21 protein-coding genes are annotated in these 25,846 nt (G+C 71.1%); 8 read left to right on the forward strand and 13 right to left on the reverse strand.

Features of this window, described 5'->3' with window-relative positions; genetic code table 11:
* Nucleotides 1–61 precede the first annotated feature (61 nt).
* Complete coding sequence (locus ACSHV8_RS29830) at nucleotides 62–754, forward strand: DUF6518 family protein (protein WP_436520986.1); 693 nt, start codon at nucleotides 62–64, stop codon at nucleotides 752–754.
* A gap of 51 nt (nucleotides 755–805) precedes the next feature.
* Here the strand turns inward: ACSHV8_RS29830 and bfr are convergent, their stop codons facing one another.
* A complete protein-coding gene (bfr, locus tag ACSHV8_RS29835) occupies nucleotides 806–1,288 on the reverse strand; it encodes a bacterioferritin (RefSeq protein WP_436520988.1) in 483 nt (160 codons plus the stop codon).
* Between the two features lie 54 nt (nucleotides 1,289–1,342).
* On the reverse strand, nucleotides 1,343–1,534 hold the full coding sequence (locus tag ACSHV8_RS29840; protein WP_436520990.1) for a (2Fe-2S)-binding protein: 192 nt from the start codon (nucleotides 1,532–1,534) through the stop codon (nucleotides 1,343–1,345).
* A gap of 188 nt (nucleotides 1,535–1,722) precedes the next feature.
* Here ACSHV8_RS29840 and ACSHV8_RS29845 point away from each other — a divergent pair, with 188 nt between their 5' ends.
* From ACSHV8_RS29845 to ACSHV8_RS29855, 3 genes are all read left to right on the forward strand, one after another.
* Nucleotides 1,723–3,102, forward strand: coding sequence for a glycoside hydrolase family 6 protein (locus ACSHV8_RS29845; RefSeq protein WP_436520992.1), 1,380 nt, complete (start codon nucleotides 1,723–1,725; stop codon nucleotides 3,100–3,102).
* Nucleotides 3,103–3,212: 110 nt separating this feature from the next.
* On the forward strand, nucleotides 3,213–3,980 hold the full coding sequence (locus ACSHV8_RS29850; RefSeq protein ID WP_436520994.1) for a S1 family peptidase: 768 nt from the start codon (nucleotides 3,213–3,215) through the stop codon (nucleotides 3,978–3,980).
* An 84-nt stretch (nucleotides 3,981–4,064) separates the two neighbouring features.
* Nucleotides 4,065–5,234: an FAD-dependent monooxygenase gene (locus ACSHV8_RS29855; protein ID WP_436520996.1), complete on the forward strand. Its 1,170-nt coding sequence runs from the start codon at nucleotides 4,065–4,067 to the stop codon at nucleotides 5,232–5,234.
* Here ACSHV8_RS29855 and ACSHV8_RS29860 read toward each other — a convergent pair.
* Entirely contained in the window at nucleotides 5,201–6,376 is a 1,176-nt protein-coding gene (locus tag ACSHV8_RS29860; RefSeq protein WP_436536950.1) for a cytochrome P450, read from the reverse strand. The two genes, ACSHV8_RS29855 and ACSHV8_RS29860, sit on opposite strands and share 34 nt — an antisense overlap.
* 385 nt (nucleotides 6,377–6,761) lie before the next feature.
* On the opposite strand from ACSHV8_RS29860, the gene ACSHV8_RS29865 reads away from it, so the two are divergent.
* Entirely contained in the window at nucleotides 6,762–7,214 is a 453-nt protein-coding gene (locus ACSHV8_RS29865) for a hypothetical protein (protein ID WP_436520998.1), read from the forward strand.
* 9 nt (nucleotides 7,215–7,223) lie between these two features.
* Here the strand turns inward: ACSHV8_RS29865 and ACSHV8_RS29870 are convergent, their stop codons facing one another.
* Complete coding sequence (locus ACSHV8_RS29870) at nucleotides 7,224–8,399, reverse strand: PucR family transcriptional regulator (RefSeq protein WP_436521000.1); 1,176 nt, start codon at nucleotides 8,397–8,399, stop codon at nucleotides 7,224–7,226.
* 143 nt (nucleotides 8,400–8,542) lie between these two features.
* Here ACSHV8_RS29870 and ACSHV8_RS29875 point away from each other — a divergent pair, with 143 nt between their 5' ends.
* Nucleotides 8,543–10,744, forward strand: a complete 2,202-nt coding sequence (locus ACSHV8_RS29875; protein WP_436521002.1) for an aminotransferase class III-fold pyridoxal phosphate-dependent enzyme — start codon at nucleotides 8,543–8,545, stop codon at nucleotides 10,742–10,744.
* Complete coding sequence (locus ACSHV8_RS29880; RefSeq protein ID WP_436521004.1) at nucleotides 10,745–12,328, forward strand: xylulokinase; 1,584 nt, start codon at nucleotides 10,745–10,747, stop codon at nucleotides 12,326–12,328.
* Here the strand turns inward: ACSHV8_RS29880 and ACSHV8_RS29885 are convergent, their stop codons facing one another.
* From ACSHV8_RS29885 to ACSHV8_RS29925, 9 genes are all read right to left on the reverse strand, one after another.
* A complete protein-coding gene (locus ACSHV8_RS29885; protein ID WP_436521006.1) occupies nucleotides 12,329–13,081 on the reverse strand; it encodes an ABC transporter ATP-binding protein in 753 nt (250 codons plus the stop codon).
* Complete coding sequence (locus ACSHV8_RS29890; protein ID WP_436521008.1) at nucleotides 13,078–13,827, reverse strand: ABC transporter permease; 750 nt, start codon at nucleotides 13,825–13,827, stop codon at nucleotides 13,078–13,080. Before ACSHV8_RS29890 ends, ACSHV8_RS29885 begins: the two co-directional genes overlap by 4 nt.
* Nucleotides 13,824–14,606 carry a class I SAM-dependent methyltransferase gene (locus ACSHV8_RS29895; RefSeq protein WP_436521010.1) on the reverse strand — a complete coding sequence of 261 codons (783 nt, stop codon included), beginning with the start codon at nucleotides 14,604–14,606 and terminating at the stop codon, nucleotides 13,824–13,826. Before ACSHV8_RS29895 ends, ACSHV8_RS29890 begins: the two co-directional genes overlap by 4 nt.
* Nucleotides 14,607–14,610: 4 nt before the next feature.
* Nucleotides 14,611–15,588, reverse strand: a complete 978-nt coding sequence (locus ACSHV8_RS29900) for an ABC transporter substrate-binding protein (protein WP_436521012.1) — start codon at nucleotides 15,586–15,588, stop codon at nucleotides 14,611–14,613.
* A gap of 63 nt (nucleotides 15,589–15,651) precedes the next feature.
* Nucleotides 15,652–18,507: a DEAD/DEAH box helicase gene (locus tag ACSHV8_RS29905; RefSeq protein WP_436521014.1), complete on the reverse strand. Its 2,856-nt coding sequence runs from the start codon at nucleotides 18,505–18,507 to the stop codon at nucleotides 15,652–15,654.
* 113 nt (nucleotides 18,508–18,620) lie between these two features.
* Nucleotides 18,621–19,217 carry a GTP-binding protein gene (locus ACSHV8_RS29910; protein ID WP_436521016.1) on the reverse strand — a complete coding sequence of 199 codons (597 nt, stop codon included), beginning with the start codon at nucleotides 19,215–19,217 and terminating at the stop codon, nucleotides 18,621–18,623.
* The gene (locus tag ACSHV8_RS29915) at nucleotides 19,201–19,557 is read right to left on the reverse strand and encodes a DUF742 domain-containing protein (RefSeq protein WP_436521018.1); all 357 of its coding nucleotides are present in this window, start codon (nucleotides 19,555–19,557) and stop codon (nucleotides 19,201–19,203) included. Before ACSHV8_RS29915 ends, ACSHV8_RS29910 begins: the two co-directional genes overlap by 17 nt.
* On the reverse strand, nucleotides 19,554–19,979 hold the full coding sequence (locus tag ACSHV8_RS29920; protein ID WP_436521020.1) for a roadblock/LC7 domain-containing protein: 426 nt from the start codon (nucleotides 19,977–19,979) through the stop codon (nucleotides 19,554–19,556). The genes ACSHV8_RS29915 and ACSHV8_RS29920 overlap by 4 nt, the downstream gene beginning before the upstream one ends.
* 73 nt (nucleotides 19,980–20,052) lie before the next feature.
* The gene (locus ACSHV8_RS29925) at nucleotides 20,053–22,305 is read right to left on the reverse strand and encodes a sensor histidine kinase (RefSeq protein ID WP_436521022.1); all 2,253 of its coding nucleotides are present in this window, start codon (nucleotides 22,303–22,305) and stop codon (nucleotides 20,053–20,055) included.
* A gap of 262 nt (nucleotides 22,306–22,567) precedes the next feature.
* Here ACSHV8_RS29925 and ACSHV8_RS29930 point away from each other — a divergent pair, with 262 nt between their 5' ends.
* Nucleotides 22,568–25,732: a penicillin acylase family protein gene (locus tag ACSHV8_RS29930; RefSeq protein ID WP_436521024.1), complete on the forward strand. Its 3,165-nt coding sequence runs from the start codon at nucleotides 22,568–22,570 to the stop codon at nucleotides 25,730–25,732.
* Nucleotides 25,733–25,846: the final 114 nt, after the last annotated feature.

Genomic DNA, 25,846 nt, shown 5'->3' on the forward strand with positions numbered 1-25,846 from the left:
CGGTCCGGGTCCGACCGGGGCGGGATGCGCCCGTCCCGTCCGGATTCCTACGATCGTGGCCATGACGATCGACGGACAGGCCGGCTGGTTCTCAGGGGTCGCCCACGACCCGCGAAGCACCCCGGAGAGCCGGCCGGGGCGCCGCGCGCTGCTGGTGGCACCGCTGGCCGGACTGCTGCTCGGCGTGCTCGACTTCGTGTGGATCAAGTTCGTGCCGTTCCCGTTCGGCGGGCTGGGCAACTCGATCGCGGTCTGGGCGGTGGCGGCGTTCCTGCTCACGCTGCTCAACCGGTGGAGCCTGCCGGTCAGCGTGGCCGCCGCGATCGTCCAGCTGGGCGTCGCCGTGCCGGCGTACTACCTGGCCGCGGCGCTGATCCAGCACGACAACCTGTCGAACATGTACGACGCCAACGCCGTGCTCTGGGTGGGTCTGGGCGTGGTCGCCGCGCTGGTCTTCGGCACCGGCGGCGTCCTGGCCCGCCATCCGCGCGTGCCCGAGCTGCTGCGCGACACCGCGCTGGCGTTGCCGGGCGCGGTGCTGTTCGCCGAGGGCGTGCTGGAGGGCCTCCGGATCGGCGATCCGTCGTACTCCACGGGCGAGCAGGTGTCGTACCTGATGCTGCTGATCTTTTTGGGTCTCGGGGTGACCGTTCTGATCACGCCGAGCTGGCGCCGCCGCGGTGTGGTCCTGGTCCTGTCGCTGCCGCTGACCGCCGGGGGTTATGTCCTGATGAGTCTGGCCGGCTTCCGCTGAGCGAAAGTCGTCCGGTGGGCGGGCCCCCTCCCCGCGACCCGCCCGCCGCGGTCAGCTCGCTTCCGGGTGCTCCGTGACGTTCTGCAGGTAGAGCGCCTCGCCCAGCTTCTCGATCAGGGCGAGCTGGGTCTCCAGGTAGTCGACGTGGTGTTCCTCGTCGGCCAGGATGTCCTCGAAGATCCGGGCCGACGTGACGTCGCCGATCGAGCGCATGTACTCCAGGCCGCGGCGCAGCCGGTCGACCGCCTCGACCTCGACCTTCATGTCGCACTCGAACTGCTCCTTGACCGTCTCGCCGATCCGCAGCGCGAACAGCTTCTGGTAGTTCGGGAGGCCTTCGAGGAACAGGATCCGGTCGGTCAGGATCTCGGCGTGCCGCATCTCGTCGATGGACTCGGCCTTGGTGTGCTTCGCCAGCACCGTGTAGCCCCAGTTCTCCTGCATCTTGCCGTGCAGGAAGTACTGGTTGATCGCGGTCAGTTCCGCGGTCAGTTGCTCGTTGAGGAACTCGATAACGCGGGCGTCACCTTGCATGCCAAATACCCCCATAATATGGCTATCCGGGGGTAAGCGTACTGCCCGTAAGGGTCAGGCTGCGGACGGTAGTCGCGTGTCGGTGTTCCCCTCCTCCTCGAGCAGGTCGGCGATCCGGTCCAGGCAGCTGCCACAACCGGTTCCGGCTCCACAGGCGTCGCCCACCGCCTCCTCGTCGCTCGCTCCGCAGCGGATCGCGGCACGTACCTGGTTCTCGCGGACGTGGTGACAGATACAGACGTACATCGGGCGACGACCTTTACCTGGTTAGCCTTACCTAGCTTAGGGTGCCCTAAAACCCCTGGTCACGCAATTCCCTGATCCGCCCGAAGATCTTCGGCGCAGGATATCGATTCTCACGGATTGCTAACTGATGACGGCATCGTTACGGTGGGAGCGCTCCCAGAAGGCCCTTCTCCCCTCGGAGGAAAGCCATGTCCCCTCGCATCAGATGGCTCACCGCGGCGGCGGCCGGCGCCACGGTCGCGGCCGGCGCCGTCCTCGTCACCGGTGGCACCGCCGAAGCCGGCACGATCAGCGGCGCGCTCTACCGCGACACCGGCACCGCGGTCGCCCGGTGGGTGGCCGCCAACCCGAACGACTCCCGGACCGCCGTGATCCGGGACAAGATCGCCAGCCAGCCGGCGTCCCGCTGGTTCGCCAACTTCAACCTGTCCACGATCGGGTCCGAGGTCTCCTCGTACGTCGGCGCGGCCAACGCCGCCAACCAGATCCCGGTCCTGACCGCGTACGCCATCCCCAACCGCGACTGCGGCGGCGCCAGCGCCGGCGGGGCCCCCGACCTCGGCCAGTACCAGAACTGGATCAACGCGGTCGCCGCCAACCTGGGCAACCGCACCGCGATCGTGATCCTGGAACCGGACTCGCTCGCGCTGCAGACCTGCCTGAGCGCCGGCGAGATCACCGCCCGGGACCAGGCGCTGGCCACCGCGACCCGGACACTGAAGGCGGCCAACCCGAACGCCAAGGTCTACCTGGACGCCGGGCACTCGGCCTGGAACAGCGCGTCCGAGCAGGCCGGACGTCTCGCGGCGGCGGGCGTCGCCAACGCCGACGGCTTCTACACCAACGTGTCGAACTTCAACGGCACGTCGGCCGAGGTCAACTTCGGCAAGGCGGTCATCTCCGCGCTGAACGGGCGCGGCATCAGCGGGAAGCACCTGGTCGTGGACACCAGCCGCAACGGCGGGGCGTCCGGGGACTGGTGCGGGGACGACAACACCGACCGGCGGATCGGGACCTACCCGACGACCGCGACCAACGACGGGGACGTGGACGCGTACCTCTGGGTGAAGCCGCCCGGGGAGGCCGACGGCTGCAAGTACGCGGCCGGCTCGTTCCAGCCCGACCTGGCCTACAGCCTGGCCAGCACCGCCCCCAACCCGCCGGTGACCAGCTCGCCGACCGCCTCGCCGTCGTCCTCGTCGGCCTCGCCCTCACCGTCCTCACCCGCACCGTCGTCACCCTCCGCCTCACCGTCGGGATCGGTCCCGGCCGGCGCGGGCTGCACCGCGGTGCTCACCGTGGCCAGCACCTGGCAGGGCGGCTACCAGGCGACCGTCAAGGTCACCGCGGGCAGCATGGTGACGAGGGGGTGGGCGGTGTCCTGGACGCTCGGCAACGGACAGTCGATCAGTCAGGTGTGGAACGGGACGCTGACGGTCAGCGGGAGTGCCGTTACCGTACGTAACGTCTCCTGGAACGGTGCGCTGGAGCCCACCAGCTCGACGGAATTCGGTCTGATCGCCTCCGGGACCGCCACCACCCCGGCATTGACCTGCACCATCTCCTAGCATCGACGTGCGTGAGCGGGCCGGCGGGCTCGCTCACGCACGTTCCGATTGGTCCTGAACGGTTAGTGTCGATGGAGTCAACGTCGACTGTCCGGAGAGGACGATCAACTGTGCGAGGCAGATCCCGCTGGGCGATCGCGGCCATGACCCTCCTGAGCGTGCTGGCCGGAGGGGCCACCCCCGCGAACGCCGTCGCCAACGGTGAACCCGTGCCGATCGGCAAATACCGCTTCTCCGTCAAGCTCACCATGACCGGCATCCCGACCGCGGACGGCGGCAAGCGCAACAGTGCCTGCTCGGGCGCGCTCATCGCCCCGCAGTGGGTGATCACGGCCGGTCACTGCTTCCGCGACGCCAACGGCGTACGGGTCGAGTACCCGGTCGCCGACCTGACCACCGCCACCGTCGGCCGCACCGACCTGACCGGCACCGGCGGCCACGTGCTCAAGGTGATCGCGGTCAAGCAGTCCCCGACCGCGGACGTCTCCCTGGCCAAGCTGGAGAAGCCGATCCGCGACATCCGCCCGATCCGCCTCGGCACCCGCGCGCCCGAGGTCGGCACGATCCTGCGGGTCACCGGGTACGGCTCGCTGACCAGCACCAACCCCACCCCGTCGACCCGGCTGCAGACCGGGCAGCTGATCATCGTGTCGGTCGATGACGCGGTGCTCGGCCTGAACGGTTACGCCCCGCAACCGGACACCACGCCCTGCCCGTACGACTCCGGCGGGCCCTACTTCACCGAGCGCCACGGCATCGCCACCCTCGCCGGCCTGGTCAGCAACGGTCCGAGCTGCCCGCACACCAGCGTGGAGAACGCGTCCCGCACCGACGACATCGCCGGCTGGATCCGGTCGGTGACCCGGACGAAGTACTGACCGGCCCGGCCTCGCCCCGCCCTTCCCCTGTGGACCTCGATGAGGTTCGATGACCTCGACGAGGGCTCATCACGGGGGCGGGGCATGGCCAGGGTTGCGGTAATCGGGTCGGGGATCGGCGGGCTCAGCGCCGCGATCGCGCTGCGGGCGAAAGGCTTCGAGGTCGACGTCTACGACCAGGCGAGCGAGCTGAGCGAGATCGGCGCCGGGGTGTCACTGGGCGGCAGCGGCATGCGGGTGCTGGACGCGCTCGGGCTCGGCCCGGCGGTCCGGGAGGCGTCGGCGAACCTGCATCGCATCGAGTTCCACCACTGGCTCAGCGGCGACATCTTCTACCAGCACCCGATGGGTTCCTGGTACGAGCAGCGGTTCGGAGGCCCGTTCCTCGGCATCCATCGCGCCGATTTCCATCAAATACTGCTTTCCGCGTACGGCGACAAGCCGCACCTCGGACACCGATGCGTGGCCCTGCGCGAATCCCCGGACGGCGTCGACCTGGAGTTCGCGAACGGCTCGACCACCCACGCCGACGTCGTGGTCGGCGCCGACGGCCTGCGCTCCACGGTCCGCGCCCACGTCGGCGAGCCCGACGAGGCGGTGTTCTCGGCGATGAGCTGCTTCCGCGGGCTCGTACCGGTCGACCGGGTGCCCGGCGGCGACCGGTTCGGGCTGACGTTCTTCCTCGGCCCCGGCCGTCACCTGGTGGCCTACCCGGTGCGCGGCGGCGAGCTGATCAACTTCGTGGCGTACGTACCCGACCCGGAGTGGACCCAGGAATCCTGGTCGGCCCGGTGCGCACCCGAGGACGCGGTCGCCGCGTTCCACGGCTGGAACCCGGTCGTCACGACCCTGCTGGCCAACGCCGTGGAGACCGGACGGTGGGCCCTCTACGACCGGGAACCACTGCGGACCTGGAGCACCGGACGGGTCACGCTGCTCGGGGACGCCGCCCACCCGATGCTCCCGCACGCCGGACAGGGCACGAACCAGGCGATCGAGGACGCGGCCGCGCTCGCCACGTACCTCGAATCGGATTTGCCGTTGCATGAGGCCCTGCAGCGCTATGAGCGTCTCCGCAAGCCCCGGACCAGGCAGATCCAGCTCGGGTCGCGGGCCAACGCGACCTGCTTCCAGGTGCCGGACGGGCCGCCCGCCGACGAACGGAACGCCCGGCTCCAGGGATTGCCGCAGATGGTCGGGTGGATCCACGAATACGACGTCTACGCGGCGATGGAGACCGGCAGCGAGGCGTAGGACGGGATCAGGACGTTGCGGCGGTAACGGCGGTCGGTGATCCGCCACGGCCTGCCGGAGTCGAGCAGCATCCGGAGCAGGCCGGAGATCTCGGCGCGGGCCACCGGGGCGCCGAGACAGAGGTGGCGTCCCGCCCCGAACCAGAGCTGCCGCTGATCCGGCAGGTAACCGCGATCCAGGTCGAAACCGCCCGCCGCGTTGTTCGCCGTCCAGGTCAACATCAGGACCCGCTCGCCGGCCCGCAGCAACCGGCCGTCCACGGTGACATCGGCGGCGACCGCGCGGCCGATCAGCGGCGCCGGAGTCGTCACCCGCAAACCCTCGCGGACCGCATCCGGCAGCAGATCCGGCTCCCGGAACAGACGATGCTGCGTGCCGGTGTCGTGCAACAGGGCGACCGTGCGGGCCATCGCGCTGGCCGCGGTCTCCGTGCCCGCGACCATCAGCAGGGTGGCCAGGCCCTCGGCCTGCCGCTGCTCCAGGCCCAGCTCACGGCAGCGGCCGAGCACGGTCTCGGGCCGGGCGGTCCGCCAGGTGCCGGCGATGTTCGCGGTCAGGCGGGCGACGATCACCTTGGCGCGGGCGACGGTCTCCGGCTGGAGGTGGGTCGAGGCGGTGGTCCCGAGAGCCAGCGAGGCCAGTTCCTCCCCGGTGGCGAAAATCTCCCGGTACGGCTCGTCGTCGTCCACCCCGATCGGTATCTGGAGCAGGTCGGCGACGATGCGGCCGACCAGTACGCGGGCCAGGTCGGCGACGTCCACGGTGGCGCCGGCGCGCAGCTCGGCCCCGGCGCGCTCCAGGCGCGGGCCGATCACCCGGTCGGTCAGATGGCGGGCGTTCTCGTCGGTGAACAGATCCCGCGTCCGGGACCGCAGCTGGTGGTGGCCGGGACCGTCGAAGATCTCGTAGACCCAGTCGCCGAGCACCTGCGCCCACAGATGACCGACCCCGCCCTCCCCGAGCAGCGTGAAGTGCTCCGGATCGTTGAGGATCCTCCGGGCGGTCAGCGGATCTGACGTCACCCACCCGATCCGCGGTACTTTCCGCAGTCGGCGGGCCAGCCGGCCGGCGGTGAGCAGAACGGGCAGCTTCGGGTGTGCGGAGGCAAGAACGCGGAACTCATGACGCGCGGCGATGTCCATCACGCCAACATCATGACCCGCCGGCCGGCGCTCACAGCTCTCCCCGAGGCCCGCAACAACCCTCAGCACCAGCCGCAACCACGCAGCTGGCACTCACGGCTGCAACCCGAGGCCGAAGCAACCCTCAGTGCCAGCTGAGACCTCGCAGCTGGCACTCACGGCTGCAAGCCGAGGCCGAAACGACCCTCAGCGCCAGCTGAGACCTCGCAGCTGGCGCTGACGGCTGTAAGCCGGGGTCGAAACGACCCTCAGCGCCAGCTGGGGGCGGGGCTGCTGCGTCGGTGGGGAGCGGGACGGGCGGGGGTGGGGCTGGGGGACTGCGGGGGACGGGGACCGTTGGTAGCGTCGGGGGCATGAGCGACTGGAGCCAGAGGATCACCCGCGCTTGAGATCTACGGGGGCCGGACTCGGGTGCGGGGTCGTGGTGCTGGTGCTGGCCGGGGCGCCGCTGGGGCTGGTGTGGCTGGTGCTGCGCTGGGTCGGGGCCGGGGTGCCGAGCCTGGACGCGGTGGTGAACGGCCCGCCGGCTGGGCTCGGGTGGCTGGTGCTGAGCACGGTCGCCGGGCTGGGCGTGCTGGTGGTCGGGCTGGGGCTGGTCGGGTGGATGTTCCTCAGTGACACGGTGCCGGACCCGCTGCCCAAGCGGCTGTATCTGGCCTGGCTGCTGCCGGTGCTGCCGGTGGCCGAGGTGGTGGCGGTGATCGCCGCCTGGATCTGTCACGCGGCGGGACAGGGTGAGGCGGCGCGCTGGCTGGCGGTGGGGCCGTGGTTCGCCGGGGCGGCTCTCGCGCTGGTGTCGGCGGTTCTCTACAGCGCGCTGGTGGCCCACGAGCGCTGAGTCGGCCGGTCAGCTTCCGGACGGTTTCGGCGTGGGTGGGCGCTGACTCAGGACGAGCTGGAGTTCGAAGCGGGCGGCCGGGTCGTCGAGGTCGGGGCCGAGCAGGTCGCGGAGGCGGTTGAGGCGGTAGCTGACGGTCTGCGGATGGACGTAGAGCTCGGCCGCGACCGCCGTCCGGGAACCCCAGTGCCGGAGCCAGGATTCGAGGGTGATCAGGAGCTGTTCGCGCTGGGCGGGGCGCAGGCCGTCGAGGGCGGCGAGCCGCCGGGAGGAAAGGGCGGTGAGGGCACCCGGTTCGCCGCGCAGGGCGAGGGCGGCGAAATGGTCCTCGACGAAGACGAGACCGCGACCGCGACCGGGCCCGGGGGCGATCAGCTCGGTGGCGCGTTCGGCGAGACGGACCGCTTCGGGGACCTCGGTCCAGGGCAGCGCCGGGCCGATCACGGCGTCGCGCCCTTCCAGGGCCTCGGCCAGAGCCGCGCGCGGGCCGGAACGCAGGAGCAGGACCGCGTCGTGGGCGCGTTCGGCGACCACGCCGTCGGCGGCGAAGCGGAAACGGGCGTCGCGGGCCTGGTCCGGGGGCAGCAGCACCGGGACCACCCGGTCCAGCCCGGGCCAGCCGATCGCGGTGACCGCCTCGCGGGCCACGTCGGCCGGTGCGCCGCCGCGCAGCAGCAGGTCGGCGACCCGGCGGCGGCGCCGGTCGCCCTCGCCGGCCTGTTCGCGCAGCTGGCGGGCCAGGCCGTCGGTGCAGGCGGAGGCCAGCTCGTCGACGAAGGCGCTGGTCGCGTCCGACAGGTCGATGATCTCGTCGACGGTGACCGGGCGGGACTCGGCCAGGGACTGGGAGGCGGCCCGCAGCAGCAGGCGGGCGGCCATGCGCAGGGCCCCGAGCAGGAGTTCCGGGCCACGGTTCTCGCGGGCCTCGGCAGCGCCGAGCGCGACGAACACCTCGCGGATGCGTGGGGGCAGGGCCGGCTCGTCGGTGCCGGCCAGGTCGAGGAATCGTTCCAGGGCGACCTGCACCGCCGTACGCAGATCGCGGTTGAATTTGTCCTTGGCGGTTTCGGCGAACGCCGGGTTGGCCGCGGCGACCGCGTCGGCGATCGCCGGAACCGTGGACGGCAGGCGCGGGCGCATCGCCGCGGCGAGGTCGGTCGGAACCCGCTGCCAGGGGGTCGTCATCGCCGAATTTTGTCACCCGGTGATAACGCGGGGGTCGCAGATTGCTGGCCCGGGCACCTGGCTTCATAACGGCGCCGGAGTGACGATGGTGCCGGTTGCACCCGACACCCCTACCGGATCGGATTTTGCTCGTGAAGCACCGGATGTCCCGTCAGCACGTGGTCGACATGTGCCGGACGATGCTCGACCGCGGATACCTGAAGGCGACCGAGGGCAACGTCTCGGTCCGGATCCCGGGCCACGAGCTCTACGCCGTCACGCCGAGCAACTACGACTACGACAAGATGCGCGTCGAGGACGTCTGCATCGTCGACTTCCAGGGCAAACACGTGCCGGACGAGGGTGGCGCGGGCGGGCTGGTGCCGTCCATCGAGTGCGGGATGCACGCGAACATCTACCGCGAGCGGCCGGACGTCAACGCGATCGTGCACACCCACCAGCCGTACGCCTCGGCGCTGGCCTTTCTGCGTAAGCCGATCCCGGCGCTGACCGACGAGCAGGTGCGCTTCCTCGGCAAGGAGGTGGCGATCATCGACTATGCGCCGTCGGGGACGACGTTCCTGGCCAAGAACGCGCAGAAGAAGGTGAAGAGCGGGGACAACGCGTTCATCATCGCCAACCATGGGGTGATCGCGGTCGGGACCGATCCGTCGCGTGCGGTGTTCAACATGGCGCTGCTGGAGAAGGTGTCGATCGCGTATCTGATGGCGCTGACGTCGGAGGCCGGGAAGGTCTACACGATTCCGGCGACGATCCGGGAGATCGCGTTCGGGAAGTTGAAGAAGGACGAGAAGCGGATCGCGTCGCAGATCGTGGACGCGGTCGAGCCGGTGCGGGTGCCGGACGAGGAGGAGCTTCCCAGCGTGTCCGAGGTTTCGGACATTTCACCCAGGGAAGACCACGGCTACATGATCAGCGAGTACCTCGACGTCCCGGACACCATGCGGCGACTGAAAGCGCTCGTCGCCCAGCCCGTCCGCGGCCTGCGCCACGACGCGCTGCTGGACACGCTGAACTACTTCGAGACCAAGTGCACGGCCAGCAAGGAGATCACCGAGCGGGCCAAGAAGCTCATCCCCGGCGGCGTCCAGCACAACCTGGCCTTCAACTACCCGTTCCCCCTCGCGATCGACAAGGCCGAGGGCGCGCACCTGACCGACCGCGACGGCAACGTCTACATCGACTTCCTGCAGGCCGGCGGCCCGACGATCCTGGGCAGCAACTACGGCCCGGTGAACGAGCGCGTCGCCGAGGTGATCAAGGAGAGCGGCCCGGTCACGGGACTGTTCCACGAGTACGAGTTGAAGCTCGCCGAGATCATCAACCAGCGCATGCCACACATCGAGATGTACCGCTCGCTCGGCTCCGGCACCGAGGCCGTGATGGCCGCCGTCCGCGCGGCCCGCGCGCACACCGGCAAGAAGATGGTGATCAAGGTCGGCGGCGCCTATCACGGCTGGTCCGACACCATGGTGTACGGCCTCCGGGTGCCCGGCACGTTCCGGATGAACGCCAAGGGCATCCCGTGGGGCGCCACCGGCCGCACCCGCGAGGCGTTCCCGCACGACCTGGGCACCCTCAAGCGCAAGCTGATCGAGAACCGGCTGCGCGGCGGCACCGCGGCGGTCGTGGTCGAGCCGTTCGGCCCGGAGTCCGGGACCCGGCCGGTGCCGAAGGAGTACAACGCGGCCGTCCGCAAACTGTGCGACGAGTTCGGCGCGCTGCTCGTCTTCGACGAGGTGGTGACCGGTTTCCGGACCGGGCTCGGCGGCGCCGCCGGCTACTTCGGCGTCACCCCCGACCTGACCGTCTTCGGCAAGGCCGTCTCCGGCGGCTACCCGATGGCCGGCGGGGTCGGCGGGCGCAGCGACGTGATGAGCGTCTTCGGCTCCGGCCTGGACGGCAAGAGCGGCGCCCACATCCAGGTCGGCGGCACCCTGTCGGCCAACCCGCTGTCCTGCGCGGCCGGCTACTTCGCGATCCAGGAGATGGCCCGGACCAACGCGCCGGTCCTCGCGGGCAAGGCCGGGGACCGGCTCACCCGGGGACTGCAGAAACTCATCGACAAGTACGGGCTTCCGTACGTCGCGTACAACCAGGGTTCGATCGTGCACCTGGAGTGCAGCGGCGTGATGCTGCTGAGCATGCGCGACCCGATCAAGCTGCTCAAGGAGAACAAGAAGCGCAAGACGCTGATGGAGCAGATGGGCGCGGCGTACGCGGCCCACGGCATCATCACGCTCGCCGGGTCCCGCATGTACACCTCGATGGCCGACACCGACGAGGTCATCGACGACGCCCTCGCCCGGTTCGACCAGGTCTTCGCGCTGGTCGAAGGGGTCTAGATGGCGATCGCTCCGCAGATCCTCGCGATCGACCTGGGCACCTCCGGGATGAAGGCCGCCCTGGTCGCGGCCGACGGCACGGTCACCGGATGGGCCGAACGCCCGGTGCCGCTGCGGGTGCTGCCCGGCGGCGGGGCCGAACAGGACCCGGTCGCCTGGTGGGACGCGCTGGCCGAGGCGGTGGCCGACCTGGGACGGGACTTTCCCGATCACGTACGGGCGGTCACCACCATCTGCTCGTCCACGCAGGGCGAGGGGACGATCGCGGTGGACGCGCGGGGCGAACCGCTCACGCAGTGCATCAGCTGGCTCGACATGCGCGGGGCAGCGCATCTGCGGAAACAGTTCGGCGGTTTCCCGTCGTACGGCGGAATCTCGGTCCTGAAAATCGCCCGCTGGCTCCGGTTGACCGGCGGGATGCCGTCGCTGACCGGAAAAGATCCGGCCGCGCACATGCTCCTGGTGCGCGACGAGATGCCCGAGATCTACGCCCGGACCAAGACGTTCCTGAATGTCCTGGACTGGATCAACCTGAAGCTCACCGGGCGCACCGTGGCGACCGTGGACTCCATTCTCACGTCCTGGGTGACCGACAACCGGAAAGCGACCGACATCCGGTACGCGCCGTCGCTGGTCGCGGCCAGCGGGATCGACGCGGACAAGTTCCCGCCGATCGTGAAATGCACCGAGGTGATCGGCACGCTCGCCCCCAGCGCTGCCGATCACCTCGGGCTCCCGCCATCGGTGCGGGTGGTGGCCGGGGCGATCGACAACACGGCGGCGGCCATCGGGGCCGGGACGGTGCGCGACAACGAACCCCACCTCTATCTGGGGACGTCGTCGTGGATCGCGGCGCACGTGCCGGCCAAGAAAACCGACGCGGGCAGCGGCATCGCGTCCATTCCGTGCGCGCTGCCCGACCGCTATCTGATGACCGCCCTGCAGGCGACGGCCGGTGCGAATCTGACCTGGCTGCGGGACAAAATCGTGGAGTACGACGATCCGCTGCTGTCGGCCGGGCACATCAGCCGCGACGAGGGCACCATTTTCGACGCGTTCGACAAAATCATTCCGACCGTTCCCGCCGGGTCGGACGGTGTGCTCTACATGCCGTGGCTCTACGGCGAGCGGGCGCCGGTGGACGACCCTAATCTGCGGGCCGGATTCCTGAACATCTCGCTGGAGACGTCGCGGTCGGATCTGCTGCGGGCGGTGTTCGAGGGCGTCGCGCTCAACACGCGGTGGATGGCGAAGTCGGTCGACACGTTCCTCGGGGCGCCGGTCCGCTCGATGGTGATCACCGGCGGGGCGGCCCGGTCGAGCTCGTGGTGCCAGATCTTCGCGGACGTGCTCGGGATCGAGATCCGGCGGGACGCCAATCCCGTTGCCGTCAACGCGCGGGGTGCGGGGTGGATCGGGGCGGTCGGCGCGGGGATGATCAGCTTCTCCGACATCTCGGACTTGGCGCGAAACAACGAGGTGTTCGCGCCGGGAGCGGATCGGGCGACCTACGACGACATCTACGGCATCTACACCAGCCTGCACAAGCAGCTCGCCCCGATCTACAAGAAGCTGCGCGGCTAGTCAATCGTTCAGGAGCAGGTCGTGCAGCTCCGCCACGCACTCGGCGGCCTGGGCGACGTGCTCGTTGTGGCCGAAGGACCGGGGCCGGGGAAGGCCGACGTCGAGCATCCGGCGGACCCGGCCCGGCCGCGCGCCCAGCACCACGACCCGGTCGGCGAGCAGGACCGCCTCCGGAATGGAGTGCGTGACGAAGACCGTCGTGGCCGGCGCGGCCATGTGCATCGCCTGCAACTGGATCGCCAGCTCCTCCCGGGTGAGCGCGTCCAGCGCCGAGAACGGCTCGTCCATCAGCAGGACCCGGGGCCGCTGGATCAGCGCCCGGCACAGGGCGACCCGCTGCTGCATGCCCCCGGAGAGCTGATGCGGATGCCGCTGGTGGAAACCGGTCAGCCCGACCTGGTCGAGCAGTTCCACCGCCCGGGCCCGGTACTCGGCCCGGGGCAGACCGCGGATCTCCACCGGGAGCATCACGTTGCCCAGCGCCGTACGCCACGGCAGCAGCGCGGGCAGTTGATGCATCAGGGCCACGTCCGGGCGGGGCCGGGTGACCGGCCGGCCGGCCATCGTCACAGTGCCGCCGGTCGGCGCCAGCAGACCGGCGATCAGCCGCAGCAACGTCGACTTGCCGCAGCCCGAGCGTCCGATGACGGCGACGAACTGGCCCTCGGTGATGTCCAGGTCCAGGTCGCGCAGCGCCGCCACCTCGCCGTCGCGGGTGGTGAACGACCGCGACACCCGCTCCAGCCGGATCATCCGCTGATCGACCGGGCCCACGGCACCAGCAGCCGCTCACAGGCCACCACCAGGTAGAACAGCGCGGTGCTGAGCAGGGCCAGCAGGACGATGGCGGCGAAGGCGAGCGGCGTGTCGAACGACATGCCGGACAGCACGATCACCGCGCCCAGCCCGCCGCCCGGCTGGCTGATCTCCGCGACCACCGCCCCGATCACCGCGAGCGAGACGGCGACCTTGAAGCCGGTGAACATCTGCGGGAGCGCCCACGGCAGCCGGATCCGCACGTACGTCTGCCAGCCGGAGGCCGACAGCGACCGGCCCAGCTCGCTCAGCTCAGCCGGGGTCGAGGTGAGCCCGGCCATCGTCGCCACGACGATCGGGAAGACGCAGATCAGCAGCACCAGCACGATCTTCGGGTTGCGGCCGAAGCCCAGCCACACCACCAGCAGCGGGGCGACCGCCACCTTGGGCACCGAGTTGAGCGCCACCAGCACCGGCAGCATGGCCCGTTCCAGCACCTGCCAGGCGGTCAGCGCCACCGCCACCAGCAGCCCGGCCACCACCGCGAGCGCGAACCCGGCGACGGTCACGGTCAGCGTGGCGCCGGCCTCCCGCAGCAGGAACGCCGGCTGGGCGAGGAAGGCGGCGACGATGTCCGGCGGGGCCGGCAGGAACAGCGGGCGGATGCCGAGGACCACGGTCGCGCCCCACCAGAGCGCGATCGCCCCGAGCGTGCCGAGAACCGGCGGCGACCAGCGTCTCACCGGCGGCGCCCGATCGTCGAGTAGAGGAAGTGCCCGCGGATCACCAGCCGTGGGTCCTCCGACAACCGGGTCAGCTCGTCCAACTCCGGCTCGGTGAGCCCGGCGGCCAGGAACCCGGGCCGCAACTGCTCGATGTTGACCGCGATCAGCCGCGCCCCCGAGCTGCCGCCGGGCCAGGACGACGCGCGGATCTCGGTCGTCACCCCGGACAGTCCGGCGGCCAGCATCGCGGCGTGCGCCCGGCCGCCCCACGCGGGGTCGCCGCCGTTGCCCGGCAGCAGCTGCCCGACCAGGATGCCGTGGTACCGCTCGACCAGATCGGCGGCCGGCGCGCTCGGGGCGGCCAGCACCAGGTGGGGATAGGCCGACACCCATTCCTCGGTGACCAGCGTCCCGCCCGGCGCGAGCGCGGCGGCCAGCCGGTCCAGGATCTCGGCGCGGGCCGGCAGGTGCGACAGCAGCAGCCGGGCGTGGATCAGATCCCAGGGCGGCGCCGGGACCGGCTCGGCGCTCAGGTCGTGCCGCAGCACCGCGTAGCCCTCGCCGTCGCGCAGGTGCCGCGGGTTGAGATCGGTGGCCAGCACCGACCCGCCCCGACCGGCCAGCCAGGACGCGATGCTGCCGCCGCCCGCGCCGACCTCCAGGCACCGCCGGCCGGTGAGGTCGCCGAGCTCGGACAGCCGCTCGATCGTGAACGGGTCCAGGATCTCGGCGAGCATGCGGTGCCGGTCCGCCGCGATCGTGTCGTCGTTGTCGAAGGAGTACCGCGCGCGGGTCATCCGGTCAGCTCGCCGGGGCCAGGGCGAAGTCGACCACCGCGTCCGGCGTCAGTCCCGGCGGGATCAGCCCGCTCTTCTCCAGGGTGGCGATCTCGGCGGCGACCCGCGGCCGGTCGATCACGCCGGACGGCTTCACGTACGGCGTCATCAGGGTGATCTCCCCGACGGCGGCGGTCACGTCGGCGGCCGGCTGCGCCTTCTTCATGATCTGCGCGGCCTCCTCCGGATGGTCCAGCGTGTACTGCAGGCCCTTGAGCGCGGCGTCGCGGAACCGCCGGGCCAGATCCGGGTTGTCGCGGGTGACCGAGAGTGGCGCGATGATGCCGTTGCCGAACAGCTCCGGCAGGTACTGGGAGTAGGGCAGAACCACCGTCGGCTTCCCGCCCGCCGCCTTCGACAGGCCCTTCGCACCGATCAGGAACGTGCTCAGCGCGTCCACCCGTCCCCCGGCCAGCAGCGCGGGCAGTTGGGCGGGTGGCGCGTTGACCCACTTCACCTTGGTCTCGTCGATGCCGGCGAGTTTCGCGTACGCCGGGAAGAGCAGTTGGTTGACCGAGCCGGTCGCGGCGCCGACCTGCTTGCCCTCCAGGTCCTTGGGGGTGGTGACGCCGGCACCCTCCAGGGACACGATCGACACCAGGGTCTGCTGGTGGATCGCGGCGATCGCCCGGACGTCCCGGTACTCCCCCTTGCCGGCCAGGATCCAGGTGCCGGTCAGGTCGAGATTCGCGAACTGGGCGCGGCCGGCGGCCAGCACCTTCAGGTTCTCGCCGGTCGCCGCGCCGAGCTGGATCGTGACGTCGATCCCGGCGTCCCGGAAGTAGCCCTTCTCCTGCGCCACCCAGGCGAAGGCATCCCGGCCGACCGCGCCGAAGGCGGTGAGATAGGTGACCCGGTCACCGGTCTTCTTGTCCTCCGTGTCCTTGCCGCACCCGGTCAGCAGCAGGATCACGGCCAGAATCGCACCAGCTGAACGTCTCATCGGACGAACCCCCGCATCGGCTGGATATTCATCGACGACGATACGCCGCGGCGGGCGGCTTTTTCAGGCCGACTTTTCCGGAGCCGGCGCCGCGATCTCCAGCGCCGCCCGGCGCACATCGCCGTGCCAGCGGCTGGGGAAGGCGTCGACCAGGCGCCAGCCGGCCCGGTGCAACGCGCCCTGCCGCTCCAGGTGAGCGGCCGGGCCGTCCGGGTGCACGGCGCACAGCACGCCGACGTCACCCACGCACAGATCGAGGGTCCACGGCCCGACCCGGTACCCGGCCCGGACCGGGACGTCGAACTGCTTCAACTCGGCGGCCAGCTCCGCGGCCCAGCCGGCCGGCTCGTCACCCGGCTCGGCCGTGCGCGGCCCCTCGGCATGCTGCAGGTAGTCGCCGATCAGCCCGCCCGGGGCGGTCAGCGACGTGACCACGACCAGCCGCCGCCGGGCCCGGGTGACCATGACGTTGAACAGCTGCGGGTCGGTGACGAAGCGGCGGCGGCTCGGCGAGTCACCGTCGAGCAGAGCGAGGGAGACGACCACGGCGTCGGCCTCGCTGCCCTGGAACGCGTGCACGGTGCCGACCCGCAGGCGCAACTCCTCGATCCGGTCGGCCGTCAGCTCCCGCAGCAGGGCCGCCTCCAGCGCCTCGGCCTGCGCCCGGAACGGGCTGATCACGCCGATCCCCCGGACTCCCGACCCGGCCAGTTCGGCGATCGCGGCCAGCGCGGCCGCCACCTCGGCCTCGTTGACGCCCTTGACCAGGGTCGCGCCGGGCACGTGGACCACGTCGACGGCGTCCGTCACGTCGGCCCGCGGGGTGCGGGTCATCACCGACACCCGGTTGCCGTAGAAACGCCGCGCCGGGAAGTCGATCAGGTGCGGCACGCTGCGGTGATGCTCGGCCAGCCAGGTGACCGGGGCGGCCGCGGTGGCCAGGTCGTAGGTGCTGACCCGGCGTACGTCCAGGCGTTCGTCGGCCCCGTGCCGGTCCAGCACCTGGGTGACGTCGACGTCACTGACGAACGACACGAACCGCAGCTGCCGCGGATCGCCGACGATCAGCGCGCGCCGGGCCCGGGCCAGGACCGGGGCGGCCCGGATCTGGTCCACGTGCGACGCCTCGTCGATGACGACCAGGTCGAACAGGCCCGGCTCGGGCGGCAGCAGATCCTCGACGTCGGCCACCGTGCCGATCCACAGCGGCAGGGCCCGGACCAACGGGGCCGCCTCCATCCGGGCCAGCAGCTCGCGACGCCGGTTCCGCCCGGCTCGCAGCGCCGCGGCCAGGGCACCGGCCGCCCGCCGACCGTCCCGGTCCCAGCGGTCGGCCCCGCGTGCGCCGTCCCGCATCGCCTGGCCGGCCGCCTCCCGCAACTCCTGCTCAGCGGTGTGCAGGGCAAGCCAGGCGGCCCCCAGGTCGGTCCCCCCGGTGGCCGCGAGATGCGCGGCGGCCCGTTGCGCGGTCGCTGCCGCAAGAGCTTCAAAGACAATTGCCTCGGGTACGTGGTCAGCCGCCCCGAGCAGGCGGAATGCCTTCCCCCGGGCCGCTCTCGCCCGTCGCCGCCCCCACCAGCCGCGCGGCCCATCGGGTTCACCGGCGTCCCCGCCCGCGGCCTTCTCCCCCGCAGCTCCTTCCTCGCCGCCCGGGGAGACCCGCAGGGCGCCGCCCTCGCCGCCCGGGGAGATGCGCAGGGCGCCGCCGAGACCGGCCGTGACCAGCAGCGCGCGGACCTCGTCAAGGTCGACGTCGTCGTCGAACGCGCCGGGCACCTCGGTGGACAGCTGCGGCAGAAGCGGTTGCCAAGCGGTCAGCGCGGCCGCCCGCTGCTCCCGTTCCAGAGCCTTGCTCAGCGCGGCACTTCTCGCCCGCACCAGCTCGTGGGCCGTCCGCACCCGCTGCCGACCGGAACGGATCACCCCGGCCTCGACGCCTTGATCGGCTCCGGCGGTGAGTTCAGCCTCCAGCCCGGCATGCCCGCGAGCGTCCCCGAACAGCACCGGCGGCGGCCCCGGATAGCGGCCCAGCAGCCCGGCGAGCACCTCGGCGGCGTGCGGCGACTGCGTCGCCACCAGCACCGAACCGCCCCGGTCGACCACCTCGATCGCCGCCGCCACCACCGTGTGGCTCTTCCCGCTACCGGGCGGCCCCGACACCACCGTGACCGCTTCCGATCGGGCCCGCACGACCACCTCGGCCTGCGCCCGGGTCAACGGCAGCGGCGAGAGCACGGGTTCATCCCCGCCGCCGTCCGCGGCGTCGCCGTCGGGCGGGCGGGCGTCGCCGTAGATCGCGGCCAGCGCGGTCCCGCCCAGCTCACGGCCGGACCAGCTGCGCAGGCTGTCGGCGAGCCCGGCCCCGAAGACGTCCCGCACCACGAACAGCGCCGGGGCCGCCACCAGCACCAGCCCGTCCGCCGGAATCCGCTGCTTCGGCCCGACGGTCGCCCCGACCGGCAGCCCGGTCGCCTCGGCCACCGACCGCAGCCAGGCCCCGCTGCCGATGGCGTCGAGCCACCCGGGCGTGGCCAGACCCGGCGCGGCCTCCAGCCCGGCGGCCAGCTCCCGATCCTCCACCAGCGGGGTCACCTCGGCGTCCCCGGCCGGCACCACCTTGTACCCGAGCAGGGCCCGTTCCAGGTGCACCGGCTGGCTGAGCAGCGGCAGCCGGATCTTGCGGGCCCGGCCCTCGATCTCGATCCGCCCGGCCAGGAACCCCCAGCCCCGGTACAGGATCCGCTCTTCCCGGTGCAGCGCGTCGAGCGCCGCCAGCCGTTCCACCGCTTTGTCCCGGGGCGCCTTCTCCGCGACCTCCAGCCAGACCAGCGCCTGCGACCCCTTGCTCACGTCGAGCGTCCGCTCGGCCGCGGCCGGAGCCAGCTCGGCGAGCACCTCCAGCACGGTCCGCGGTAGCATCGCGCCGACCTTACCGCCCACCGGCCACCCCTGGTCGTGTCCCGCTTCGACGCCCGTACGGGAAAGGGGTCGAAGGTTTTCGGTGGCGAAGCCGGCCCGGTGGGAGCGTGGCGTCAGGACAGGCCGGCGCGTTCCAGGCGGCGGGCCAGGACGCGTTCGGTGAGGGTGACCAGAACCATTTTGACCGAGTCGCGGCGGCGGGCGTCGCAGTCGATCAGCGGGAGGTCGGTGTCGAGGCCGAGGGCTTCGCGGATCTCCTGGTGGTCGAAGCGGCGGGCGCCGTCGAAGGTGTTGACGCCGATGATGAACGGGATGTCGTGGTCCTCGAAGTAGTCGATGGCCGGGAAGCAGTCCTCGATGCGGCGGGTGTCGACCAGGACGATCGCGCCGAGGGCGCCGTCGACCAGGTCGTCCCAGAGGAAGGCGAAGCGGTCCTGGCCGGGGGTGCCGAAGAGGTAGAGCAGGAGGGCCTCGTCCAAGGTGATGCGGCCGAAGTCGAGGGCAACGGTGGTGGTGGTCTTCTCCGACACGCCGGACGTGTCGTCGACGCCGATCGAGCGCTCGGTCATCTCGGCCTCGGTGACCAGCGGCTCGATCTCGGAGACGGCGCCGACGAAGGTGGTCTTGCCGACGCCGAAGCCGCCGCTGATGACGATTTTGACGGCGACCGGCGGCAGCGGCGCCGGGACGGTGTCAGATCGCCCGAACACGGTCCCGGATCCTCTCGATGAGCGTGGTGGAGAAATCGCCCGGCCCCTGGTCGACGAGCACGAAACCCTCGGTGATCAGGTCGGCGACGATGACCCGGATCACGCCCAGAGGCACGCCGAGCGCGGACGCCAGATCGGCGATCGAGCGCGGGGCCTGGCACAGTTCGACGATGCGGCGGGACTCGAAGCGCAGGGGTGCGGAGAGGGCGGCCGGGGCGGCGTACAGCTGGGTCTCGATCCGGAGGCCGTCGTGCATGGGCTGGGTGCGCCCGCCGGTGAGCATGAACGGACGGACGATGGGTTCGTCCGCCCCGGAGGATGAGGACGAATGAAGGCTCATCGCGGGAGGTGTTGCCGGGACTCGGCGATCAGTGCGGGCGTCAACAGGTCCCCGAAGCGTTCGGCCAGCCGGGAGATCTCGTAGCCGACCAGGCCGAGGTCGCTGTCGCCGCCGGCCACCACGCCGAGGCAGCTGCCACCGGGGATGACCGAGACGACCAGGAAGCCCCGGCGCATCTCGATCATGATCAGTTTGAGTCCGTCGAACTCGTAGCGGCGCGACGCCGTCCGGGCCAGGCTGGCCATGCTGGACACGATCGCGGCCAGCTGGTCGGCCTCGGCGCGGCTGAGCCCGTCGGATCCGGCGATCAGCAGCCCGTCCGAGGACACGGCCACGGCGTCGCGGACCCCGTCGGTCTGATGGACGAAGTTCCCGAGCATCCAGTTGAACTGGTGACGATCAGCCGGCGCTTCGACGCTCATCGCGTCACCTCCGCTGCGCTCCGGCGCCGCGATGAGTTGACGACTGTACCTATCAATTCGCTCACAAGCTCGCTCATCGGGTCTCCTCATAAGTGGCGGCGAGGCCGCGGCCCCGCTGGATGCCGTCGCGAAGTGCGGTCAGGCGATCGCGGACCGCGTCCGGTGAGCCGGTCAGTTCCACTGTCGGTTCCTCACGCGGCGTGGGCACGGGCGCACGGTCGGCCCGGCGGGCCCGGGGGATGCGTTTGCGCAAACCATTGGCCGTACGTTCGTGGCCCGTCCCCGGTGTCGTCCCGTTCAGCGCGGGCACCGCCGGCCGGTCGGTGACCACGACGTAGTCGACCTCCAGCGCGCGGGGCCGGATCCGTACGGGATCGGCGGTCCTCGGAGGCTCGGCGACGGCCGGCTTCTCGAACGACGCGACGGCCGGTTTGTCGAACGAGGCGACTGTCGGCTTCTCGAAGGCCGGGGGCAGGTGGGCGGGCTCGGCCATCAGCGCCGCGGGCAGGCTGATCCGCGCGGTCACCCCGGTCACCGCGGACGGGGTGAGCCGCACCTCGGAACCGAGTTCGGCGGCCAGCCGCCCGACCACGTAGTGGCCGAGGAACTTGGCCGGCCCGGTCATGAAGTCGCCTTCGCCGCGCAGCCGCTGGTTGGCCCGGCTCAGGTCCTCCTCGTTCATGCCGACGCCCTGGTCGCAGACGGCGATCAGGTAGCCGTCGCCGATCCGCCGACCGTGGATCTCCACCTCGACGTCGGGCGGGGAGAAGGTCAGGCCGTTCTCGATCAGCTCGGCCAGCATGTGGGCCAGGCCGCTGGCGACCGCGCCCTGCACCATGGCCTCGTCGAGGCGGCGCAGCACGACCCGGCGGTACTCCTCCACCTCGGACACCGCGGCCCGGATCACGTCGGTCAGCGGCAGCGGGCCGGGCCAGGTGCGCGGGCTGGCCGCGCCGACCAGGACGAGCAGGCTTTCCGCGTTGCGCCGCATGCGGGTGGCCAGGTGGTCGAGTTCGAAGAGGTTGGCCAGGCCGTTCGGGCTGGACTCCTCGCGTTCCAGGCGGGTGATGAAGCCGAGCTGGCGGCGCAGCAGGTTCTGGTTGCGCCGGCCCAGGTCGGCCAGGGATTCGGAGGTGCCGCGGCGGATCAGCGCCTGCTCGGTGGCCAGGGTGTACGCGGTGGCCCGCACCCGGTCCAGGGCGTCGGCGACCCGGCGCACCTCGGCCGACGCGCCCGCGGCGACCGGCACCGGTTCGAGGGGTTCGGTCTCCTCGCCGGCCGCGGCCCGCCGGACCGCCTCGGGCAGTCGGTGCCCGGCCAGCCGGTCGGCCTCGCCGGCCAGCGCGGCCAGGGGTTCGGCCAGCGAGCGGGTCGCGCCGATGGCCAGCCAGGCCGAGCCGGCCAGGCAGAGCAGGACCACCCCGGAGAGCAGTCCGAGCCGCAGTGTGGCCCGTTCGGTCAGGTCGTGGGCGCGGGTCAGGGTGCCGGCGCCGATCTGGGCGGCGAGCCCGGTCATGTCGTCGAGCATCGTGGCGACCGCGGTCCACCAGGCGCCGGAGTCGGCCAGCAGGCTCTGCCGGTCGCCGGCGCGCAGGGCGGCCGCCTCGACGGCGTGCGCCTGCTGGGCGGCGGCGCTGCTCAGCAGCCGGGCCTTGGCCGCGGCGGCGGCCGGGTCGGCGAACTCGTCGAACTCGCCGAGCGACAGGTCGCGGGCGGCGACGATGTTGAGCAGCTTGGAGAACTCGCCGGCCTGGAAACCGCCGGCGGTGATCACGCCGTCCAGGAACACCCATTCCTGGGCGGTGGCCTCCTTGACCTCGGTGAGCATCTCCAGGGACTCGGCGCCGCGGCGCAGGTCCAGGTCCTGGACGATCTCCAGGTGCCGGGTGTCGTCGCCGAGATCCTGGATCAGCCCGGTGTAGAAGTCGAAGGTGTCGCCGCGGACGGCCTCTCCGGCGTCGGCGCTGTTGCGGATCCGGCTGAGACCGTCCAGTTCGTCGAGCGCGGCCGAGTCCTCGTCGCCCAGGGCCGAGCGGACGGCGGCGCGCTGGGCGTCGACGCGCTGGCGGGCCGGGGCGATCCGGTCCCGGAAGCCGGTGTTGCCGCCGATCACCGCGACGGTCAGGCCGCGCTCGTTCTGCAGTTCCTGGACCAGGCTCTGGATGGCCAGGATGACGGTGATCCGGTGCGCGGTGGCCGACGCGTTGCGGTAGCGGCCGATCTCGCCGCCGTAGACCACCGCCAGCAGGGCCAGCAGCGCGACCAGGGGCAGGGCCAGCATCCGGACCACTCGGTCGCGGATCGTCCGGTCGCGCCTGCGCCTCATGTCGCTCCCCCTCGCCACCGTCTGTTGTCGTTCCGTGACCGCGGCCAAGGATTGGCGCGGTCCGGGGAATCGGTCAACACCTCTATAGGGGGACGTGGAGTCCGAAAAGCGTCTGGGCTCGGACGGCGCTCGTGCAACTTGCGAGATGCGCCCCGATCGGGGGACATCACCGCCGCAGGTTCGCTCTGGTGGTGGAAACCATCGAAGTTTTAAAATGTATGAACGATTTTCGCGTTCGAGCGTTCCCCGAAGGGACCCGTCCATGCGCCGACGCTTTCCCCAGCTGATCGCTGTTCTCGCCGTCTCCCTGCTGACCTCCGCCACCCTCGTCCAGGTGAATCCGAAGCCGGCCACCGCGGCTTACGCCACCGACGACTACTGCCTGGGTGAGTGTTCCGACATCCTGCCGCCGGGACAGAACGGGGACGCCGATCTGGCCCAGATCCTCGCCCACCAGGTGTTCGGCACGATGCCCGCGCACTCCGACGATCAACTCGCGCCCTACGCCAACCTGGCCTACAACTACACCGGGCTGACGCCCGGACAGATCAACACCTTCTTCAACGATTCCTCGTACGGCGTGAGCAGCGCGAACGTCGCCAGCACGAGCACGCCGCGGGCGGACGTGACGATCGTGCGCGACAAGGCGCTGGGCATCCCCCACGTCACCGGCACCACCCGCGCCGGAACGATGTTCGGGGCCGGGTACGCCGGCGCGCAGGACCGGCTGTTCCTGATGGACCTGATGCGGCACGTGGCCCGGGGCTCGCTCACCTCGTTCGCCGGGGGCGCCGAGGGCAACCGGGAACTGGAGCAGAGTGTCTGGCGCACCTCGCCGTACACCGAGGCCGACCTGCAGGCGCAGCTCGACGCGCTGCGCACCTCGGGCACCCGGGGCGCGCAGCTCTACGACGACGTCCTGCAGTACCTGGCCGGGATCAACAAGTACATCGACGACTGCATGGCCGCCCGGGACTGCCCCGGCGAGTACGTGCTCACCGGTCACCTGGACTCGATCACCAACGCGGGCGGCCCGGAGGACTTCGTGCCGACCGACCTGATCGCGGTCGCCGGCGTGATCGGGGGCCTGTTCGGCGGGGGCGGCGGCACCGAGATGCAGTCGGCGCTGGTCCGGGTCGCGGCCCGGGCGAAGTACGGCGCCACCGTCGGTGACCAGGTGTGGCAGCAGTTCCGGTCGCAGAACGATCCGGAGACGGTGCTCACCCTGCACAACGGGCAGAGTTTCCCGTACGGGCAGGGGAATGCGAATGCCACGGGTGTGGCCATGCCGGACGCGGGCGCCGTGCCGCAGGAGATCGTGTTCGACAAGACCGGATCGGCGGCGACCGGCACGACCGGGACCAGCGCGATCGCGCGGTCGCTGAGCACGCTGACGATCGACAGCGCGAGCCGCGGCATGTCCAACGCGGCGGTCGTCTCGGCGGCCAACTCGGCCACCGGTCATCCGGTCGCCGTCTTCGGGCCGCAGACCGGGTACTTCGCCCCGCAACTGCTCATGCTCCAGGAGCTGCAGGGGCCGGGGATCAGCAGCCGCGGGGTCGCGTTCAGCGGGCTCAACCTCTACACGCTGCTGGGCCGGGGGCCCGATTACGCGTGGAGCGCGACGTCGTCGATCCAGGACATCACCGACACGTACGCGGTCCGGCTGTGCAATGCCGACGGCAGCACCGCGACCACGGCGTCGACGTCCTACCTGTACCACGGCACGTGCACCGCCATGGAGAACCTGACCCGGACCAACGCGTGGACGCCGACCACGGCCGACTCGACGGCGGCCGGCTCCTACCGGCTGACCGTCCAGCGCACGAGGTACGGCCTGGTCACCTGGCGGGGCACGGTCGGCGGTGCGCCGGTCGCGTTCACCGGGCTGCGCTCGACGTACCGGCACGAGGCGGACTCGGCGATCGGCTTCCAGATGTTCAACGAGCCGGACCAGATGGGCACCGCGGCCGCGTTCACCAACTCGGCGGCCAACATCCCGTTCGCGTTCAACTGGTTCTACGTGAACTCGACCGAGAACGCGATGTACACCTCGGGCGCCCAGCCGTCGCGGCCGTCCACGGTCGACCCGAACCTGCCCAACTGGGGTGACGCGGCCAACGAGTGGCTGAGCTGGAACGGCAACACCGTCCATCCGAAGGCGGTCAACCAGGACTACTTCGTCAGCTGGAACAACAAGCAGGCCACGGATTACTCGGCGGCCGACGGCAACTTCAGCTTCGGGCCCGTGCACCGGGCCGATCTGCTGGACGCGCCACTCAAGGCCGGGATCGCGGCCGGGACCAGGTACGACCGGGCGTCCCTGCTCAAGATCGTCGAGCAGGCCGGGCTGACCGATCTGCGCGGCAAGCAGGTGCTGCCGGTGCTGCTGCGGGTGATCGACACCGCCACGGTGACCGACTCCGCGCAGGCGGCCGCGCTGACCAAGCTGCGCACCTGGCTGACCAACGGCGCGCTGCGCAAGGAGACGGCGGCCGGCAGCAAGACGTACGCCGACGCCGACGCGATCCGGATCTTCGACGCCTGGTGGCCGCGGCTCGTGCAGTCGGAGTTCTCCGCCGGCCTGGGCAGCGGCCTGTTCGACGCGCTGGTCGACGCCCTGCAGATCAACGAGTCCCCGTCCGGCGGCCAGACCGGGCCGGTCTCGGATCTGCCCACCTCGGCCAACGAGGCGCAAGGACACAAGGGCAGTTCCTTCCAGTACGGGTGGTGGGGCTATGTGAGCAAGGACCTGCGCGCCGTCCTGGGCGACTCGGTGCCGGGCTGGTCCACGAAGTACTGCGGCGGCGGGACCGTCAGCACCTGCCGAGGCGCGCTGCTGACCAGCCTGACCGCGGCCCTGGCGGAACCGGCGGCGACCACCTACCCGGCCGACGACCACTGCGCGGCCGGCAACCAGTGGTGTGCCGACGCGATCCTGCAGAGCCCGCTCGGCGGGATCACCCACGACCTGATCGGCTGGCAGAACCGGCCGACCTATCAGCAGGTGGTGTCGTTCCCGGCCAAGCGCGGGGACACGGTGAGCAACCTGGCGGCCGGGAAGACGGTCACCGCGCTGAGCACCCAATCGGGTTACCCGGCGGCGAACGTCGTGGACGGCAAGCCCGCCACGCGGTGGGCGAGTTCGTACGCGGACAACCAGTGGATACAAGTTGATCTCGGGGCGAGCACCTCCGTGGCCCGGGTCGTGCTGTCGTGGGAGTCGGCCTACGCGAAGACGTACAAAATCGAAACCTCTCCCAACGGGACGACCTGGACCCCGGTCGGTGCGGTCGCCGCGGGCGACGGCGGGGTGGACAACGTGCAGCTCACCGCGTCAAACGCCCGGTATGTCCGGCTGACCGGGCAGACCCGCGCGACCAGTTACGGCTTCTCACTTTATGAGATGGAGATCTATTCGCATTGATTTCACGGCCCGGTCCCCCGATCCCGGGAGGCCGGGCCGCCTACCCCTGGGTAGTACCCGTGAGTAACCCCTAAACGCAGCTCAGGCTGGGCGCTTGCCGCTGATCCGCCTCTA

Origin of the sequence: Actinoplanes sp. HUAS TT8 (assembly GCF_051380535.1) — a bacterium.
Lineage (GTDB): Bacteria > Actinomycetota > Actinomycetes > Mycobacteriales > Micromonosporaceae > Actinoplanes.